Annotated in this window: 11 protein-coding genes and 1 pseudogene; 6 read left to right on the top strand and 6 right to left on the bottom strand. The window is 68.1% G+C overall.

Translation table 11 applies throughout. The annotated features are described in order from the left end of the window. Both ACILR4_RS21480 and ACILR4_RS21475 read right to left on the bottom strand, forming a co-directional pair. A pseudogene (locus ACILR4_RS21480) lies at positions 1-148 on the bottom strand (homoserine dehydrogenase); the annotation flags it as partial. 17 nt (positions 149-165) lie between these two features. Next, positions 166-1,392 carry a pyridoxal phosphate-dependent aminotransferase gene (locus tag ACILR4_RS21475; RefSeq protein ID WP_395702920.1) on the bottom strand — a complete coding sequence of 409 codons (1,227 nt, stop codon included), beginning with the start codon at positions 1,390-1,392 and terminating at the stop codon, positions 166-168. Positions 1,393-1,494: 102 nt separating this feature from the next. Between ACILR4_RS21475 and ACILR4_RS21470 the strand changes: the two genes are divergently transcribed. The 3 genes from ACILR4_RS21470 to ACILR4_RS21460 all read left to right on the top strand — a co-directional run bounded on the left by ACILR4_RS21470 (position 1,495) and on the right by ACILR4_RS21460 (position 4,334). Next, entirely contained in the window at positions 1,495-1,878 is a 384-nt protein-coding gene (locus tag ACILR4_RS21470; protein WP_395702919.1) for an Mth938-like domain-containing protein, read from the top strand. Positions 1,879-2,027: 149 nt separating this feature from the next. Beyond that, complete coding sequence (locus ACILR4_RS21465; RefSeq protein ID WP_395702918.1) at positions 2,028-2,504, top strand: peroxiredoxin; 477 nt, start codon at positions 2,028-2,030, stop codon at positions 2,502-2,504. 168 nt (positions 2,505-2,672) lie between these two features. After that, positions 2,673-4,334 (top strand): PhoH family protein, encoded by a 1,662-nt coding sequence (locus ACILR4_RS21460; RefSeq protein WP_395702917.1) that lies wholly within the window; start codon positions 2,673-2,675, stop codon positions 4,332-4,334. Between the two features lie 30 nt (positions 4,335-4,364). On the opposite strand, the gene ACILR4_RS21455 is transcribed toward ACILR4_RS21460, so the two are convergent. The 3 genes from ACILR4_RS21455 to ACILR4_RS21445 form a co-directional block, all read right to left on the bottom strand. Next, positions 4,365-6,317 (bottom strand): M3 family metallopeptidase, encoded by a 1,953-nt coding sequence (locus tag ACILR4_RS21455; RefSeq protein WP_395702916.1) that lies wholly within the window; start codon positions 6,315-6,317, stop codon positions 4,365-4,367. Positions 6,318-6,373: 56 nt separating this feature from the next. Then, on the bottom strand, positions 6,374-8,206 hold the full coding sequence (locus ACILR4_RS21450) for a S8 family serine peptidase (RefSeq protein WP_395702915.1): 1,833 nt from the start codon (positions 8,204-8,206) through the stop codon (positions 6,374-6,376). Between the two features lie 86 nt (positions 8,207-8,292). Beyond that, entirely contained in the window at positions 8,293-10,191 is a 1,899-nt protein-coding gene (locus ACILR4_RS21445; protein ID WP_395702914.1) for a propionate--CoA ligase, read from the bottom strand. A 332-nt stretch (positions 10,192-10,523) separates the two neighbouring features. On the opposite strand from ACILR4_RS21445, the gene ACILR4_RS21440 reads away from it, so the two are divergent. From ACILR4_RS21440 to glp, 3 genes are all read left to right on the top strand, one after another. Then, on the top strand, positions 10,524-11,021 hold the full coding sequence (locus ACILR4_RS21440) for a C40 family peptidase (protein ID WP_395702913.1): 498 nt from the start codon (positions 10,524-10,526) through the stop codon (positions 11,019-11,021). 91 nt (positions 11,022-11,112) lie between these two features. Beyond that, positions 11,113-12,222, top strand: a complete 1,110-nt coding sequence (gene moaA, locus ACILR4_RS21435; protein WP_395702912.1) for a GTP 3',8-cyclase MoaA — start codon at positions 11,113-11,115, stop codon at positions 12,220-12,222. Between the two features lie 2 nt (positions 12,223-12,224). Beyond that, the gene (gene glp / locus ACILR4_RS21430; protein WP_395702911.1) at positions 12,225-13,505 is read left to right on the top strand and encodes a gephyrin-like molybdotransferase Glp; all 1,281 of its coding nucleotides are present in this window, start codon (positions 12,225-12,227) and stop codon (positions 13,503-13,505) included. Here glp and ACILR4_RS21425 read toward each other — a convergent pair whose 3' ends face one another. Then, a complete protein-coding gene (locus ACILR4_RS21425) occupies positions 13,506-15,602 on the bottom strand; it encodes an ATP-binding protein (protein WP_395702910.1) in 2,097 nt (698 codons plus the stop codon). Positions 15,603-15,606 lie beyond the last annotated feature (4 nt).

Here is a 15,606-nt window from a genome sequence, read left to right as displayed (position 1 = left end):
CGCGCGCCACGTCCAGGTCCGCGACCATCGTGATCTCGATGCCGCGGCCGGCGCGCCGGCGGATCTCCTGCTGGTTGCGCGACAGCACCTTGAAGGTGCCGGAGCCAACGGTACCGATGCCGAGCAGGCCGACCTGGATGGGTTTCATACGAAGCTCTTTCTCTCTCACTGGGAATGGCGTTTGCGGTAATGCGCCAGGAAGCGTTCGATGCGGCCGATCGCCTCGGTCAGGTCATCGGAATTGGGCAGGAACACCAGGCGGAAGTGGTCCGGGGCGATCCAGTTGAAGCCGGTGCCCTGCACGATCAGCACCTTCTCCTCGGCCAGCAGCTCGTAGGCGAACTGCTGGTCGTCGGTGATCGGGTACATCTTGGGGTCCAGCCGCGGGAACATGTACAGCGCGCCCTTGGGCTTGACCACCGAGACACCCGGAATCTGCGTCAGCAGCTGGTAGGCCAGGTCGCGCTGCCGGCACAGCCGACCGCCCGGCGCCACCAGGTCCTTGATGCTCTGGTACCCGCCCAGCGCCGTCTGGATCGCCAGCTGCCCCGGTGTGTTCGAACACAGCCGCATCGACGAGAGCATGTTCAGGCCCTCGATGTAGTCCTTGGCATGCCGCTTGTCGCCCGAGACGATCATCCAGCCGGCGCGGTAGCCGCAGCTGCGATAGTTCTTCGACAGGCCGTTGAAGGTGATGAACAGCACGTCGTCGGCCAGCGAGGCGATGCTGGTGTGGACATTGCCGTCGTACAGCGTCTTGTCGTAGATCTCGTCGGCGAACACGATCAGCTGGTGCTGGCGCGCGATCTCGACGATCTCCTGCAGCAGCTCCGTCGGGTACAGCGCGCCGGTCGGGTTGTTCGGGTTGATGACGACGATGCCGCGCGTATTGGGTGTGATCTTGCGACGGATGTCGTCCAGGTCAGGCAGCCAGCCCGCCTGCTCGTCGCAGATGTAATGCACTGGTCGGCCGCCGGACAGCGACACCGAGGCCGTCCACAGCGGGTAGTCCGGCGCCGGCACGAGGATCTCGTCGCCGGTGTCCAGCAGCGCGTTGAGGCTCATCGTGATCAGCTCGGACGCGCCATTGCCGAGGTACACGTCGTCCACCGTCACGCCGGCGATCTGCTTTTCCTGCGAGTAGTGCACCACCGACTTGCGTGGCGCGAACAGGCCCTTGCTGTCGGTGTAGCCGGCCGTGTGCGGCAGGTTGCGGATCATGTCCTGCACGATCTCGTCCGGCGGCTCCAGGCCGAAGGCGGCGATGTTGCCGATGTTCAGCTTGATGATCTTCTGGCCCTCGTCCTCCATCTGGCGGGCCTTGTCGAGCACCGGGCCGCGGATGTCGTAGCAGACGCTGGCGAGCTTGGTGGACTTGGTGATCGGCTTCAACGCACGGGACTCCTGCAATGCCCCGCACCAGGATGATGCTGCGGCGCAAAAACTATAATTTTATCTGGTGCATCGCCGCCGGCCCGCCATCTTCATTGCCCCGTGAAATTCCAGCCCGACCAACTTGCCGGCACCAACGTCATCACCCGCCAGGATGCCGGCGAGCTGTGGGTGGGCCAGACGCGCTTCCAGCACAGCCTGCTGGTGCCGTGGGTGGGCTCGGTGCAGCCCTGGGCGCCGAGCCTGCCGCAGGAGCTGACGGCCGAACACTTCGAGCAGGTGCTGGCGCTGAAGCCGGAGCTGGTGATCTTTGGCAGCGGGCCGCGGCTGAAGTTCGTGTCGCCCGCGCTGACGCGGGCCCTCATCGAGCGCCGCATTGGCGTCGAAACCATGGACACCGGCGCTGCCTGCCGCACCTTCAATGTGCTGGTGGCTGAAGGACGGGCGGCCGTGGCGGCGCTGCTGCTCTCGCCAGACGCTGCATGAGGGATACCCTTCCCTGCAGACGGTCATTGGGCGCACGCCGGAACTTTATAATCACGGGTTACGCCCCCAAGTACACGCCGGAATCGTCCGCCCGAGCTTCCGACGCACCTGCCTGAATGGGGCGCCACGTCTGACCACCACACCCGCTCATGACGCCTGTCCTCAACAAAGCCCTGCCCGATTTCGAAGCGCAAGCCACCAGCGGCGTGAAGTTCACGCCGCAGGCGTTTGCCGGCCACTCGGTGGTGTTGTACTTCTACCCGAAGGACCATACCCCCGGTTGCACCACCGAAGCAATGCAGTTCCGCGACAAGCACAAGGACTTTCAGAAGGCCGGTGCGGTGGTGTTCGGCATTTCGCGCGACAACATGGCTTCGCACGAGAAGTTCCGCCAGAACCTCGAGCTGCCGTTCGAGCTGATTGCCGACACCGAAGAGAAGCTCTGCCACATGTTCGGCGTGGTGAAGAACAAGATCATGTACGGCAAGAAGGTCAAGGGCATCGAGCGCAGCACCTTCCTGATCGACGCCCAGGGTGTGCTGCGGGCGGAGTGGCGCGGCATCAAGGTGGCAGGCCATGTCGACGAAGTGCTGAAGGCCGTCAAGGACCTGAAGAAGGCGGCCTGAGCCTTCAACGCAAACCCGTCACGTCTTTGCAACATCGCGACCGCGGGGCTTGTGTATCATCAATTCATGCTTGTGAGTCGCCCACCGCGTTTCACCTGAAGGCCAAAGCCGCACAGTCGACTGTGCGGCTTTTTTGTTTGTCTCTTTCCTTCGCCACCGCCGTCGTCCATGCCACTGCCGAAGCCGCCTGCCACCAAAGCCGCACTGCTGACCCCCGTTGACTTCGAAGCGCAGGCCGCGCCCCGCACCGACAAGAAAAGCCTGAAGACCACTGCCGTGGCCGAGCCTGCGACGGGCTCGTTGAACCTGCACGACGCCGCGGCCTCTGCCGCCGCGCCGGCGAAGGTGCCCGCGGCCAAGCCCGCCACCAGCCCGATGCCGACCAAGGCCCCCAGCCTGGCTGCGGCGCCCAGGCCCCGCAGCCGCAAGCCGCGCGGCGACGGGCCGCCCAAGCTCTTCGTGCTCGACACCAACGTGCTGATGCACGATCCGATGAGCCTGTTCCGCTTCGAGGAGCACGACGTCTTCCTGCCGATGATCACGCTGGAGGAACTGGACGGGCACAAGAAGGGCATGAGCGAGGTCGCGCGCAATGCGCGCCAGGTCAGTCGGGAACTCGACGCGCTGGCCACCGACAGCGCGCTCGACCCCAAGTCCGGCATTCCGCTGGCCAAGACCGGCCACAAGGATGCCGGCGGCAAGCTGTTCTTCCAGACCACGCTGTTCGACATCAAGCTGCCGGATGGCCTGCCGCAGGGCAAGGCCGACAACCAGATCCTCGGCGTGGTGAAGAGCCTGCGCGAGCAGCATGCGGGGCGCGACGTGGTGCTGGTGTCCAAGGACATCAACATGCGGGTCAAGGCCCGCGCGCTGGGCCTGGCGGCAGAGGACTACTTCAACGACAAGGTCCTCGAGGACGGCGACCTGCTCTACACCGGCGTGCTGCAATTGCCCGGTGACTTCTGGGAGCGCCATGGCAAGACCATGGAAAGCTGGCAGCAAGGCGGGCAGACCTTCTACCGCATCAGCGGCCCGCTGGTGCCGGCGCTGATGGTCAACCAGTTCGTCTTCCTCGAGTCGCCGGGCGCGGCCGCGCTGTACGCCCGCGTCACCGAGATCACCGGCAAGACCGCGGTGCTGAAGACCCTGAAGGACTACACCCATGCCAAGAACTCGGTGTGGGGCGTCACTGCGCGCAACCGCGAGCAGAACTTCGCGCTGAACCTGCTGATGGATGCCGAGTGCGATTTCGTCTCGCTGACCGGCACCGCCGGCACCGGCAAGACCTTGATGACGCTGGCCGCCGGCCTGAGCCAGGTGCTGGACGACCGCCGCTACACCGAGATCATCGTCACCCGCGTCACCGTGCCGGTGGGCGAGGACATCGGCTTCCTGCCCGGCACGGAAGAAGAGAAGATGGGCCCGTGGATGGGCGCGCTGGACGACAACCTCGAGGTGCTGGCGCGCGGCGACGGCTCGGCCGGGGAATGGGGCCGCGCGGCCACGCAGGACCTGGTGCGCTCGAAGATCAAGATCAAGAGCCTGAACTTCATGCGCGGGCGCACGTTCCTGAACAAGTTCGTGCTGATCGACGAGGCGCAGAACCTCACGCCCAAGCAGATGAAGACGCTGATCACCCGCGCCGGCCCCGGGACCAAGATCGTCTGCCTGGGCAACCTGGCGCAGATCGACACCCCCTACCTGACCGAGGGTTCCTCGGGCCTGACCTACGCGGTCGACCGCTTCAAGGGCTGGCCGCATTCCGGCCACGTGATGCTGGCGCGCGGCGAGCGTTCCCGCCTCGCCGACTTCGCCTCGGAGGTGCTGTAGCCCCGGCCGCCTGCCGGCGGCCCTGCGGGGCTATTTCTTCAGGTCGTCGAAGAACGCCTTCGCATTGAACTCGCGGCCGAGGAACTGCTTGACCAATTCGGTCGGCGGCTTCTGGCTGCCGTTGGCGAGCACGATGTCGCGGTAGCGCTTGCCCACCTTGGCATCGAGCCGGTTGCCGCCGAACGCCGTGCGCATGTCCATCGCCACCACCAGGCTCCACAGGTAGCCGTAGTAGCCAGCGCTGTAGTTGGTGGCGATGTGCGCGAAGCCGGCCGGGAACATCGAGCCCTTCACGTAGCCCAGCGGCGTGGCGCCTTCCATCTCGGCCCACAGCGCCATCGGGTCACGTGCCTGGCCGTCGTACAAGGCCAGGTCATAGCTGGCGAACAGCTGCTGCCGGCTTTCGCGCACGCCCTTGCCGTAGTCCTTCGCGGCCCTGGCCTGCTCGATCATCGCCTCGGGCACCGGCTTGCAGCTGGGGCAGACCTCGCCGAAGAGCTTGAGCACCTGCTTGTCGTAGACCCAGTCCTGCAGCATCTGCGACGGGGCTTCGACGAAGTCGCGCTTCACCGTCGTGCCCGCCTGTTGCGAGTAGCGCGTGGCCGAAAGATTGGTGTGCACCGAATGGCCCAGCTCATGCAGCAGGGTCTCGAGCTCATCGAGCGTCAGCCCCTTGCGGTCGAAGTTGACCACCAGTGCCGCCAGCGACGGCCGTCCGGTCGCCGTCGCCGCATTGCGGAGGCTCCACTGCGCCGCATGGTTGTACTTGTCGTCGCGCGGGTACAGGTCGACCAACAGCGAGCCCAGCGGCTTGCCACTGGCCGCGTCTGATACGCGATAGGCCTGCACCTCCGGATGCCACAGCGCAACGCCTTCCACGCGCTCGTAGCGCACGCCCATCAGCCGCTCGATCAGGCGCAGGCAGAACTGCAGGCTTTCCTGCGGCGGGAAGTACGGCCGGAAGGCATTCTGGTCGACGCTGAAGCGCGCGCGCCGCAGGCGCTCGGTGTAGAACTGCAGGTCCCAGCGTTCGACGTGCACCTGCTCCACCGGCAGACCCAGGTGCTCGGCCTTGGCGCGGCGCAGGTCCTCGATCTCGCGCCGCTCGCGCTCCTGCACCGCACCTTTCACGTCGGCGAGAAAGGCCTGCGCCTTCGCCACGTTGCCGGCCATGCGCCGCCGCAAGGTGAACTCGGCCCAGCTCGTGGCGCCGAACAGCGCCGCGTACTGCTTGCGCAGTTGCACGATCTCGGCCAGCACCTTCAGGTTCTTCTCGCCGCCCTCGTTGATCTTGGCGCGCCACATGCGCTCGCGCGTCGCCTCGAGCTCGGCGGTCTGCTGCAACGGGAAGAAGGTCGGATAGTCCAGCCCCAGCAGCACGCGTCCGGCGTCGTCGCGCTTGGCGTTCTTCCACACCGATTCCGGCACGCCCTTGAGCTCGGCCTCGGTGAAGGGCACACGCACGCCTTCGTCACGGATGTTGCGCTGGAACTCCACGCCCAGTTCCGAAATGCGGTCGGCCAGCTTCTTGGCCTGCACACGCTGCTCGGCCGGCAGCGCGACACCGGCGTCCTCGAAGCCTTCGAGCAGGGTCTTGACCATTTCACGGTCGATCGCATCGCGCGGCTTGAACTTCCGCGCAGCCTCGAACAGGACCTCGTTCTGGCCCAGCGCGGTGGCGAACTCGCTCCAGCGCAGCTCGCAGGCCTCGGAAGCGTCGCGCACGCTCTTGTCAGGGTGCACGGCCGACAGGAACTGGTCGGCATTGCCGAGGTCCTCGATCTCGGCATTGAACGCGTCCATGGCCGCCAGCCAGCCGGCGTCGACCGTCCGCTGCTCCAGCCGGTGCAGGTGCTCGGTGGCCCGCTTCAGCCCGGCGTCACAGGACGCCTTCAGCGCGTCGCCATTGGCGTAGTTCGGGAAGGGCGGCCCGGGCAGCGTCGGTGTGGCTGCCAAAGCGGCGCCGCCCAGTGCCAGGCCCATGGCCACGGCTGTCAGGCGATGGGAAGTGCCTTTTATCAGCATGCTTGCGCCTCGCCTCATTCGCCCGCAGCGGCCTGCACCGCCGCCAGCGCCTTCTTCGGATGGATCAGGTTGCGCCGCCCGTCGGCACTGCGCTCGGCCGTGCTGACGATGGTGCTGATCAGCTCGGTCGGCTTCAGCTTCGGGTTCACCGCCAGCAGCTTGCCGGCCAGGTTGGCCACCTGCGGCGACGCCATCGAGGTACCCGAGAGCGCCACCCGCTGGCCGCCCGGCAGGAAGCTTTCCACCTGGTAGCCGTTGGCATGCACCTTGACGGTGGGGCCGTAGCTGGTGAACGGTGCTTCATCTCCGGCACGGTCCACCGCGCCGACGGTCAGCAGGTTCGGCAGCACGATGTCGGCCGGCATGTCCTCGGCGAAGCTCGCGTCGCTGTTGCTGTTGCCGGCCGCGGCGACGAACAGGATCTCCGGCGCGCTGGCCATGGCCTGGGTCAGCGCCTTCTTGCCGATGTCGAAGTACTCGCGCGCCAGCTTCTTGCGCTCGTCGGGCGTCTTGCCGATGCCGCATTGCTCGAGGTCGCTCTCGATCGAGCCGACGCTGCCGCCCCAGCTCATGTTGACCACCCGCGTGCCATAGCGCTTGAAGTGATCGACCGTGGCCTGGTACTGCACGGCCTCGCGCTCGGTCTGCTCGCGGCTCGGGCAGGGGTCCGGCTTGAGCGTGTAGCTGAATTCCATGCGACCCACGACCAGCCGCGCGTAGGGGTTGCCGGCCAGCGCGATGCCGGCCACGTGCGTGCCGTGCTCGTAGTTGCCGGCCAGGCCGATCTCCTCGACCGTGCTCTTGTACTGGTCCGGCGGCAGGGTCGACAGCAGCTGCTTGACCTGGCTGGCCTCGGGGCTGTCGATGTTCGACTGCAGGTCCGAAAAACCCTTGGTGCGTCCGATCATCTGCGGCAGCCTGCTCTGCAGTGCGGGCGGAATCGGCATCAGCTCGCCCTGTGCCAGCCTGGCGTACTTGTCGAAGGCAATCGGCGGCACGGCCGGCTGCGGCAGCTGGGCGCCATAGAGCTTGGTGTCGACGCCGCTGTCCCACACCCCCACCATCACGGTGCGGCCGGCCGGCAGGCTGGGCATCACGATCTCGCGCGCGGCCCAGATGTCGGGCTTCTGCACCTTGTGGGCGGCCAGGTAGGTGCCATAGGTGTCGACCAGCGTCTGCTTCAGCGGCAGCACGGCGGTCAGCGCCAGTCGGGCATTGACCAGGCCGGGCGCGAAGTCGCTGCTCAGCGCGCCATTGGTGTCGACGATGGGCTGCCAGGCTTCGCGCACGCGGCCCAGGATCAGCGCCTCGCCGATCAGCTCGGCACCGGCCTTGCCGCTCTTGATGTCGTTCTCGATCACCGCGAAGGGCAGCGGCGCCAGCTCGCGCTGGATGTACTCGGCCACCGCCTTGGCATAGCCGGGGCTGCCGATGGGATGGCTCTTGGCCGCCGTGGCCATCGCGCGCAGGCGCAGGCCGGAGATCAGCTTGTCGGCGGGCTTGTCCTGCAGCGCGCGCACCTGCTCCAGGCGCGCCAGCGAGCTGTCGTACTGGCCGGCCAGGAAGTCCAGCGCAGCCAGCGTGCCGATCAGGTCGCGCTGCGTGCCCTTGTCCGGGATGTCATAGCCCGAGAGCACGCTCTCGGTGTCGCGCCGCAGGTTGGCGGCGAAGGCGGCGAAGCGCTCGGGCGAGCGCACCACGTCCTCCAGCTTGCCCTCGATCCTGTAGCTGAAGCGCGGCAGGTCGGCCGCCTTCTCGATGCGAGGCTTGGTTTGCGCGGCCGCCAGGCTCGTGGCCAGCGACAGCGTCAGCAGCGCGCACCAGCGCGCCAAAGGTTTGTGCAACATCGGGGTCCCCGGAAGTCCAGGGCCGAGATGCTAACGGCGCGCCGGGCCGATGCCGGCGTGATGCGACGAACCGCCGATCCAGCGGTTCAGGCTGCGGACACCAGATCGCGAATTTGTTGTAGCGCGCTCGGGTCCTCGATGGTCGTCAGGTCGCCGGGGTCGCGCTGCTCGCACACCGCCTGGATGGCCCGCCGCAGCAGCTTGCCCGAGCGGGTCTTCGGCAGCACGCTGACGAAGCGCACCCGAGCCGGCCGCGCCACCGCACCCAGCTGCTGATCGACCAGCTTCATGATCTCGCCTTCGAGCTTCAGCGCGGCCGTGGCATCGGCCGCCTGCGAAGCATCCTTCAGGACCGCGAAAGCCATCGCCACCTGGCCCTTGAGTTGGTCGGCCACGCCGACCACGGCCACCTCGGAGACGTTCGGATGGCTGGAGATGCTCTCTTCGATCTCCCGCGTGCCCAGGCGATGGCCGGCGACATTGATCACGTCGTCGGTGCGGCCGAGGATGAAGTAGTAGCCGTCCTCGTCGCGGATGCCCCAGTCGAAGGTGCTGTACAGCAGCTTGCCCGGGATGCTGCGCCAGTAGGTGTTGACGAAGCGCTCGTCGTCGCCCCAGATCGTCTGCATGCAGCCGGGTGGCAGCGGCCCGGCGATGGCCACCACGCCCTTCTGGTGGGCGCCGGTCACCGGCTCACCGGTGGTCTCGTCGATCAGCTGCAGGTCGTAGCCGTACATCGGCACCCCCGGCGAGCCGAACTTGGAGGGGCTGCGCTCGACGCCATTGGCGATGGTCAGGATCGGCCAGCCGGTCTCGGTCTGCCAGTAGTTGTCGATGATCGGTTTGCCCAGCCCTTCGGCGATCCACTTCGCGGTCGGCTCGTCCAGCGGCTCGCCGGCGAGGAACAGCGCCCGCAGCGAGGACAGGTCGTACTTCGTCAGCAACGCGGGGTCCTGCTTCTTCAGCACGCGCACCGCGGTGGGCGCGCTGAACATCACCGTGACCTTGTACTTCTCGACCAGCTGCCACCAGATGCCGCCGTCGGGCCGCGTCGGCAGGCCCTCGTACATCAGCGTGGCCATGCCGGCGATCAGCGGGCCGTAGATGATGTAGCTGTGGCCGACGACCCAGCCGATGTCGCTGGTGGAGAAGTAGGTCTCGCCGGGGTTCCCGCAGAAGATGTGCTTCATCGACGCCGCCAGTGCCACCGCGTAGCCGCCGGTGTCGCGCTGCACGCCCTTCGGCTTGCCGGTGGTGCCGGACGTGTACAGCGTGTAGCTCGGGTGCGTGGACTCGACCCAGGTGCAGGGCACGACCGCGTCGTGGAACTCTTCTCGCAGCGCTGCGTAGTCGGCATCGCGGCCAGCCACGCGCTCGAAGGGCGCGAGCCCGCGGTCGACCATCAGCACCCGCGCCGGCTGGTGGCTGGCCTGGCGGATCGCTTCGTCCAGCAGCGGCTTGTAGGCCACCACCTTGCCGCCACGGCTGCCGGCATCGGCGCTGACGATGACGGTGGGGCGTGCGTCGTCGATGCGGCTGGCCAGGCTGCCGCTGGCGAAGCCGCCGAACACCACCGAATGCAGCGCACCGATGCGCGTGCAGGCCAGCATCGCGAAGGCTGCCTCGGGAATCATCGGCATGTAGATCAGCACCCGGTCGCCGGCCTTGACGCCCAGTGACAGCAGCATCGCAGCCATGCGCTGCACCTCGGCCTGCAACTGCGCGAAGCTGTAGACGCGCTCCTGCTCGACCTCGGTCGATACCCAGATCAGCGCCGGCTGGTCGCCCCGCGTCTTGACGTGGCGATCGACCGCGTTGTGGCACAGGTTGGTGCGGCCGCCGACGAACCAGTTCGCGAACGGCGGCCGGCTGTGGTCGCAGACCTGGGTGAACGGAGTCTCCCAGTCGATCAGCGCGGCCTGCTCGCGCCAGAAGCCGTCGCGGTCGTCGATCGAGCGTCGGTAGAAGTCGGCATAGACGGCCATGGCGCTTGTCTCCAGAAATTGATCGCCGCGCATTGCATGCGCCGGCACTGACAGCACACTGACTCCCGAGCCTCAGGGCTGGCGGGCTTGACCCGCCGCAAGGCCGCCGGCCGCCCCGGGTTCGGCCGGATGCAGCCCCCTGTTCAGGGGGTGGTATCCTCCAGTCCCGCGCCCGTTCCCTTCCCCAGCCACCTTCCTCGATGCGTTTGCAGCGTTCCCTGTGCCTCCTGAGTCTTGCGCTGGCTGCAGCCTGTGCGCAGGCTGCGCCAGAGGCCCCGGCAGCCCAGCCGACAGCGGCCGCCACGCCCGCGCCAGCGCCCGCCGACCCGGTGATGAACCTGCTGGTCGAGCGCAAGCTGCTGAAGCCGCTGGAGAATTCCGCGCTGGTGCAGCAGGTGCGCGACACCACGTCCGAGCTGGTGATGTCGGCGATGAACTTCCTGGGCGTGCCCTACCGCCGTGGCGGCAACTCGGAAGAAGCCGGCTTCGACTGCAGTGGCTTCACCCGCCACATCTTCGAAATGAGCATCGGCCTGGTGCTGCCGCGCCGTGCCGATGAGCAGGCCTCGTCCGGCCTGCTGCAAAAGATCACCCGCGAGGAGCTCAAGCCCGGCGACCTGGTGTTCTTCAACACCATGCGCCGCACCTTCTCGCACGTCGGCATCTACATCGGCGACGACAAGTTCATCCACTCGCCTCGCGCCGGCGGTGAGGTGCGCATCGAGAACATGCGCGAGTCCTACTGGTCGCGCCGCTTCACCGGCGCCCGCCGCGCGGACATGAGCGCCGTGGCGGCCACCGTGGTCGCCACCCCCACCACCAGCCGCTGAGCCCCCGGGACGCTGCAAGCCCCGGCCGCGAGCGGGGGCGGGCTTGAGGCTTGTCGGGGCTGCAGGCGGTCATCGCGTCACAATCCGCGCCATGGGCGAAACCGTCATTCCGCTGGCCGACCTGCGCTACGCCGCTCCGGTGCCTGCCATCCCGGCCGTCCTGGCACCGGCCGATGGCCTGCTGGCCGACCGGCTCGGCCGGCCGCTGCACGATCTGCGCATCTCGGTGACCGACCGCTGCAACTTTCGCTGTAGCTACTGCATGCCCAAGGAGGTGTTCGACCGGGACTACGTGTTCCTGCCGCAACCCTCGCTGCTGAGCTTCGAGGAGATCACGCGGCTGGCGCGCATCTTCGTCGGCCATGGCGTTCGCAAGCTGCGGCTGACCGGCGGCGAGCCGCTGCTGCGCAAGCACCTCGAGGGCCTGATCGAGATGCTGGCCCAGCTGCGCACCCCCGACGGCCAGGCGCTGGACCTGACCTTGACGACCAACGGCTCGGTGCTCGCCCGCAAGGCCCGGGCCCTGGCGGCCGCCGGCCTGAAGCGCATCACCGTCAGCCTTGACGCGCTGGACGACACCGTGTTCCGCCGCATGAACGACGTCGATTTCCCGGTGGCCGAGGTACTGCGCGGCATCGAAGCCGCGCAGGCCGCCGGCCTCGGGCCGATCAAGGTCAACATGGTCGTCAAGCGCGGCACCAACGATCACGAGATCGAAGCCATGGCCGCTCACTTCCGGCACTCGGGCATCGTGCTGCGCTTCATCGAGTACATGGATGTCGGCGCCAGCAATGGCTGGCGCATGGACGAGGTGCTGCCCTCGGCCGAGGTGCTGGCGCGGCTGCGGGCGCGCTGGCCGATGCAGTCGCTGTCGGCCGCTGCGCCAGGCGAAACGGCCGAGCGCTGGGCCTATGCCGACGGCGCCGGCGAGATCGGACTGATTTCCAGCGTGACGCAGGCCTTCTGCCGCGATTGCAACCGCGCCCGCCTGTCCACCGAGGGCAAGCTCTTCATGTGCCTGTTCGCCAGCGGTGGCCACGACCTGCGCGCGCTGCTGCGCGGTGGCCGCAGCGACGAGGAGATCAGCTCGGCGCTCGGCGCCCTCTGGGCCGCGCGCGATGACCGTTATTCCGAGCTGCGCGGCCAGGGTCAGGTGGCCGCGGCCGAGCGGCGTGTCGAGATGCACTACATCGGCGGGTGAGCATGAACGAGAGCCTCGAACACATCGCCTCCTGCATTTCGGGCTATGACCCGAACGCCCTGCCGGTGGCCCAGGCCCAGGAGTTCATCGCCCGCCTGGTGCCGCGGGTGCAGGCGGTCGAGATGCTGCCGATCCGCAGCGCGCTGGGGCGGGTGCTGGCGCGCGACGTGATGTCGACGATCGACGTGCCTTCGCACGACAACTCGGCGATGGACGGCTTCGCGCTGCGCGGCATGGACCTGGCCGACGAGGGCCCGACCCTCCTGCCGGTGGCCGGCACCGGCCTGGCCGGCCAGCAGTTCAGCGGCGCGGTGCCGCCGGGCCACTGCGTGCGCATCATGACCGGTGCGGTGATGCCCGATGGCCTGGACACCGTGGTGCCGCAGGAGTTCACCAGCGCCGCGGGGGACGGCCGCGTCAGCATTCCGCACGGCATCGTGCGCACCGGGGACAACCGGCGGCTGCGCGGCGAAGACCTGGCGCTCGGCGAAACGGCTTTGCGCGCGGGCCGGCTGCTGCGACCGGCCGACCTGGGCATGCTGGCCTCGCTCGGCCAGGCCGAGGTGCCGGTGTTCCGCAGGTTGCGCGTTGCCTTCTTCTCCACCGGCGACGAACTGCGTTCGATCGGCGAGCCCCTGGCCGAAGGCTGCGTCTACGACAGCAACCGCTACACGATCTGGGCAATGTTGCAGCGCCTGGGCGTCGATGTGATCGACCTCGGCGTGGTGCGCGACGATCCGGCCGCGCTGCGCGAAGCCTTCACGCAGGCCGCGGCAAATGCCGATGCGGTGATCACGTCCGGCGGCGTCAGTGTCGGCGAGGCCGATCACACCAAGCGGATCATGGCTGAGCTGGGCGAAGTGCTGTTCTGGAAGATCGCGATGCGGCCGGGACGGCCGATGGCCATCGGGCGCATTGGCGGCGAACGCCAGGCCATCCTCTTCGGCCTGCCCGGCAACCCGGTCGCGGTGATGGTGACCTTCTACGCCTTCGTGCGCGATGCGCTGCGCTGCATGAGTGGCGCCACGGCCGAGCCACTGCCGCTGTTGCAGGCCGCCTGCACCACCGGCCTGCGCAAGAAGGCCGGCCGCACCGAATACCAGCGTGGCATCGTCAGCCGCGGCGACGACGGGCGCTGGCAGGTGGCCATCACCGGCAGCCAGGGCTCGGGCATCCTGCGCAGCATGAGCGAGGCCAACGGCCTGGTGGTGCTGCACCACCACCAGGGCCACGTGGCCGCCGGCGATCTGGTCGACGTGCTGATGTTCGACGGCCTGGTCTGATCAGCCCGCCGAATCGCTGGGCACTGCGCTGGCCGGATCCGGCACGCTGGCCGGGGCGTTCGCCAGTTCGGTCAGCCAGTGCAGGCGCAGCTGCAGGCCGAGGGATTCGATCAGGCTCGCCCGCTCGATCGGCTTGGGCAGGAAGGCAGTGGCGCCTGCGTCGAGGCAGCGCGTGCGATCCTCCGTCGATGCATTGGCCGACACCGCGATGATCGGCAGGTCGGACGCGGTGAAGCGCTCGCGGATGCGGCGGGTCGCGGCAATGCCATCGAGCACCGGCATCACCGAATCCATCAGCACCAGGTCGGGCCGGCGATCGGCAGGACGGTCCAGCACCTGATCGACCGCCTCCTGCCCGTGGTGCGCCTCCTCGACCTCGAAGCCCAGCGCCCCCAGCATCTCGCACAGCAGATTGCGGTTGGCCGACACGTCGTCCGCCACCAGGATGCGGCGGCGGCGCCCGGCATAGCCGGTGACCACGCTGCGCCGCGGCGCACCTTCGCCCGCGCCGACCTGGCGCAGCGGCACCACGAGCTCGAACCAGAACGCGCTGCCGACACCGGGCTGGCTGGCCACATGCACCTCGCTGCCCATCAAGCGCACCAGCTGCCGGCTGATCGCCAGGCCCAGGCCAGTGCCGCCCGAGCGGCGCTGCAGGTCGCCCACCTGCTCGAAGGGTTCGAAGATGTTTTCCAGGTGCTGGTGATCGATGCCCACGCCCTCGTCGCGCACCTCGAAGCGCAGCCGCACCAGCGACTCCTCCTGCCCCACCTCCCGCACCACCAGGGCCACCTGGCCACGGTCGGTGAACTTCACCGCATTGCTCAGCAGGTTCAGCAGCACCTGGCGCAGCCGCTGCTCGTCGACGACGATGCTGCCCGGCACCTCGGGCGCCATTTCGAGCTGGAAGCTCAGGCGCTTCTCGAGCGCCTTGATGCCGATGATGTCCGCCACGCCCGCCAGCATCGCGTGCAGGTCGGCCACCACCGGGCGCAGCTCGGTGCGGCCGGCCTCGATGCGCGACAGGTCGAGGATGTCCACGATCAGCGTCAGCAGGTGCTCGCCGCTGGTCTGGATCGTGGCCAGCCCCTTGCGCTGGCGCTCGGTGAGGCCGGCATCCATCTGCATCAGCTGCGCGTAACCCAGCACGGCGTTGAGCGGGGTGCGCAGCTCGTGGCTCATGCGCGCGAGGAACTCGCTCTTGGCCATGTTGGCCACCTCGGCGCGATCCTTGGCGAGGCTGAGCTCGGTGGTGCGTTCGGCCACCAGCTCTTCCAGGTGATCGCGGTGATGCTGCAGCTCGGCCTCGCGCTGGCGCAGCGCGGAGATCATGCTGTTGAAGGCCTGGGCCATCGCGCCGATGTCGCGCGCACCAGTCACCTCGGCATGGACCTCGGCCTCACCGCGCTCGGCGCGCGCCATGGCCTGCGACAAGGCCTGCAGCGGCCGCATCAGGCGTTCGGCGAACCAGCGCACCACCAGCAGCAGCAGCAGCGCGAACAGCACAGACACCGCCATGTTCGTGAGGAACACCTTGGCGATCATCCGGGTCAGCGTGCTCTTGCTCAGCACGACGCGTACTTCGCCCAATAGCTCTTCCGGCTGTGCCGCCACGACGAAGGGCGAATCGTTGGCGCGGCGCGACCACACCGGTGCCGAGAAATGCCAGGCATCGCCGGTCTCCCCGGCCAGATGCGCCTGGCGCGGCTCGGCCTGCGGGCGTACGGGGGCACCGGGCAAGGCCTCCGGCATGCCCTTGGACAGCAACACCGCGCCGCTGGCATGGCGCACCTCCACGCCCACCACGTCGGGGAAGGCCTGGGTCGTGTGCACCGCTTCGCTCGCGTTGTCGGCCGCGCCGTACAACAGCGCCAGCGTGCTCTGGGTGGCCAGGCTCTGGGTGATGCGCTCGCCCTGCTCCACCAGCGTGTTGCGGATCTCGCGGCTGGCTTGCCAGGAGCTCATCAGCGACGACAGCAGCGCGATCACCAGCACGCCGGCGGCCACCAGTCCGCCGAGCTGGCGCCGGAACGTGCTGCGCTGAAGCCCCCGCCCGGCGGCTGGCTGGCCCGAGGACCCAACTGCTTCGGTACTCATCGGC

The organism is Aquabacterium sp. (genome assembly GCF_044226965.1).
Taxonomy (GTDB): Bacteria; Pseudomonadota; Gammaproteobacteria; order Burkholderiales; family Burkholderiaceae_C; genus Pseudaquabacterium.
This window is presented reverse-complemented; position numbering and strand designations above follow the sequence as displayed.

Coding starts and splice junctions, on each gene's coding strand:
- ACILR4_RS21450 (WP_395702915.1), bottom strand. CDS start 8,206: ATGTTGCACAAACCTTTGGCGCGCTGGTGCGCGCTGCTGACGCTGTCG.
- ACILR4_RS21425 (WP_395702910.1), bottom strand. CDS start 15,602: ATGAGTACCGAAGCAGTTGGGTCCTCGGGCCAGCCAGCCGCCGGGCGG.
- glp (WP_395702911.1), top strand. CDS start 12,225: ATGAACGAGAGCCTCGAACACATCGCCTCCTGCATTTCGGGCTATGAC.
- ACILR4_RS21445 (WP_395702914.1), bottom strand. CDS start 10,191: ATGGCCGTCTATGCCGACTTCTACCGACGCTCGATCGACGACCGCGAC.
- ACILR4_RS21455 (WP_395702916.1), bottom strand. CDS start 6,317: ATGGGCCTGGCACTGGGCGGCGCCGCTTTGGCAGCCACACCGACGCTG.
- moaA (WP_395702912.1), top strand. CDS start 11,113: ATGGGCGAAACCGTCATTCCGCTGGCCGACCTGCGCTACGCCGCTCCG.
- ACILR4_RS21465 (WP_395702918.1), top strand. CDS start 2,028: ATGACGCCTGTCCTCAACAAAGCCCTGCCCGATTTCGAAGCGCAAGCC.
- ACILR4_RS21460 (WP_395702917.1), top strand. CDS start 2,673: ATGCCACTGCCGAAGCCGCCTGCCACCAAAGCCGCACTGCTGACCCCC.
- ACILR4_RS21440 (WP_395702913.1), top strand. CDS start 10,524: ATGAACCTGCTGGTCGAGCGCAAGCTGCTGAAGCCGCTGGAGAATTCC.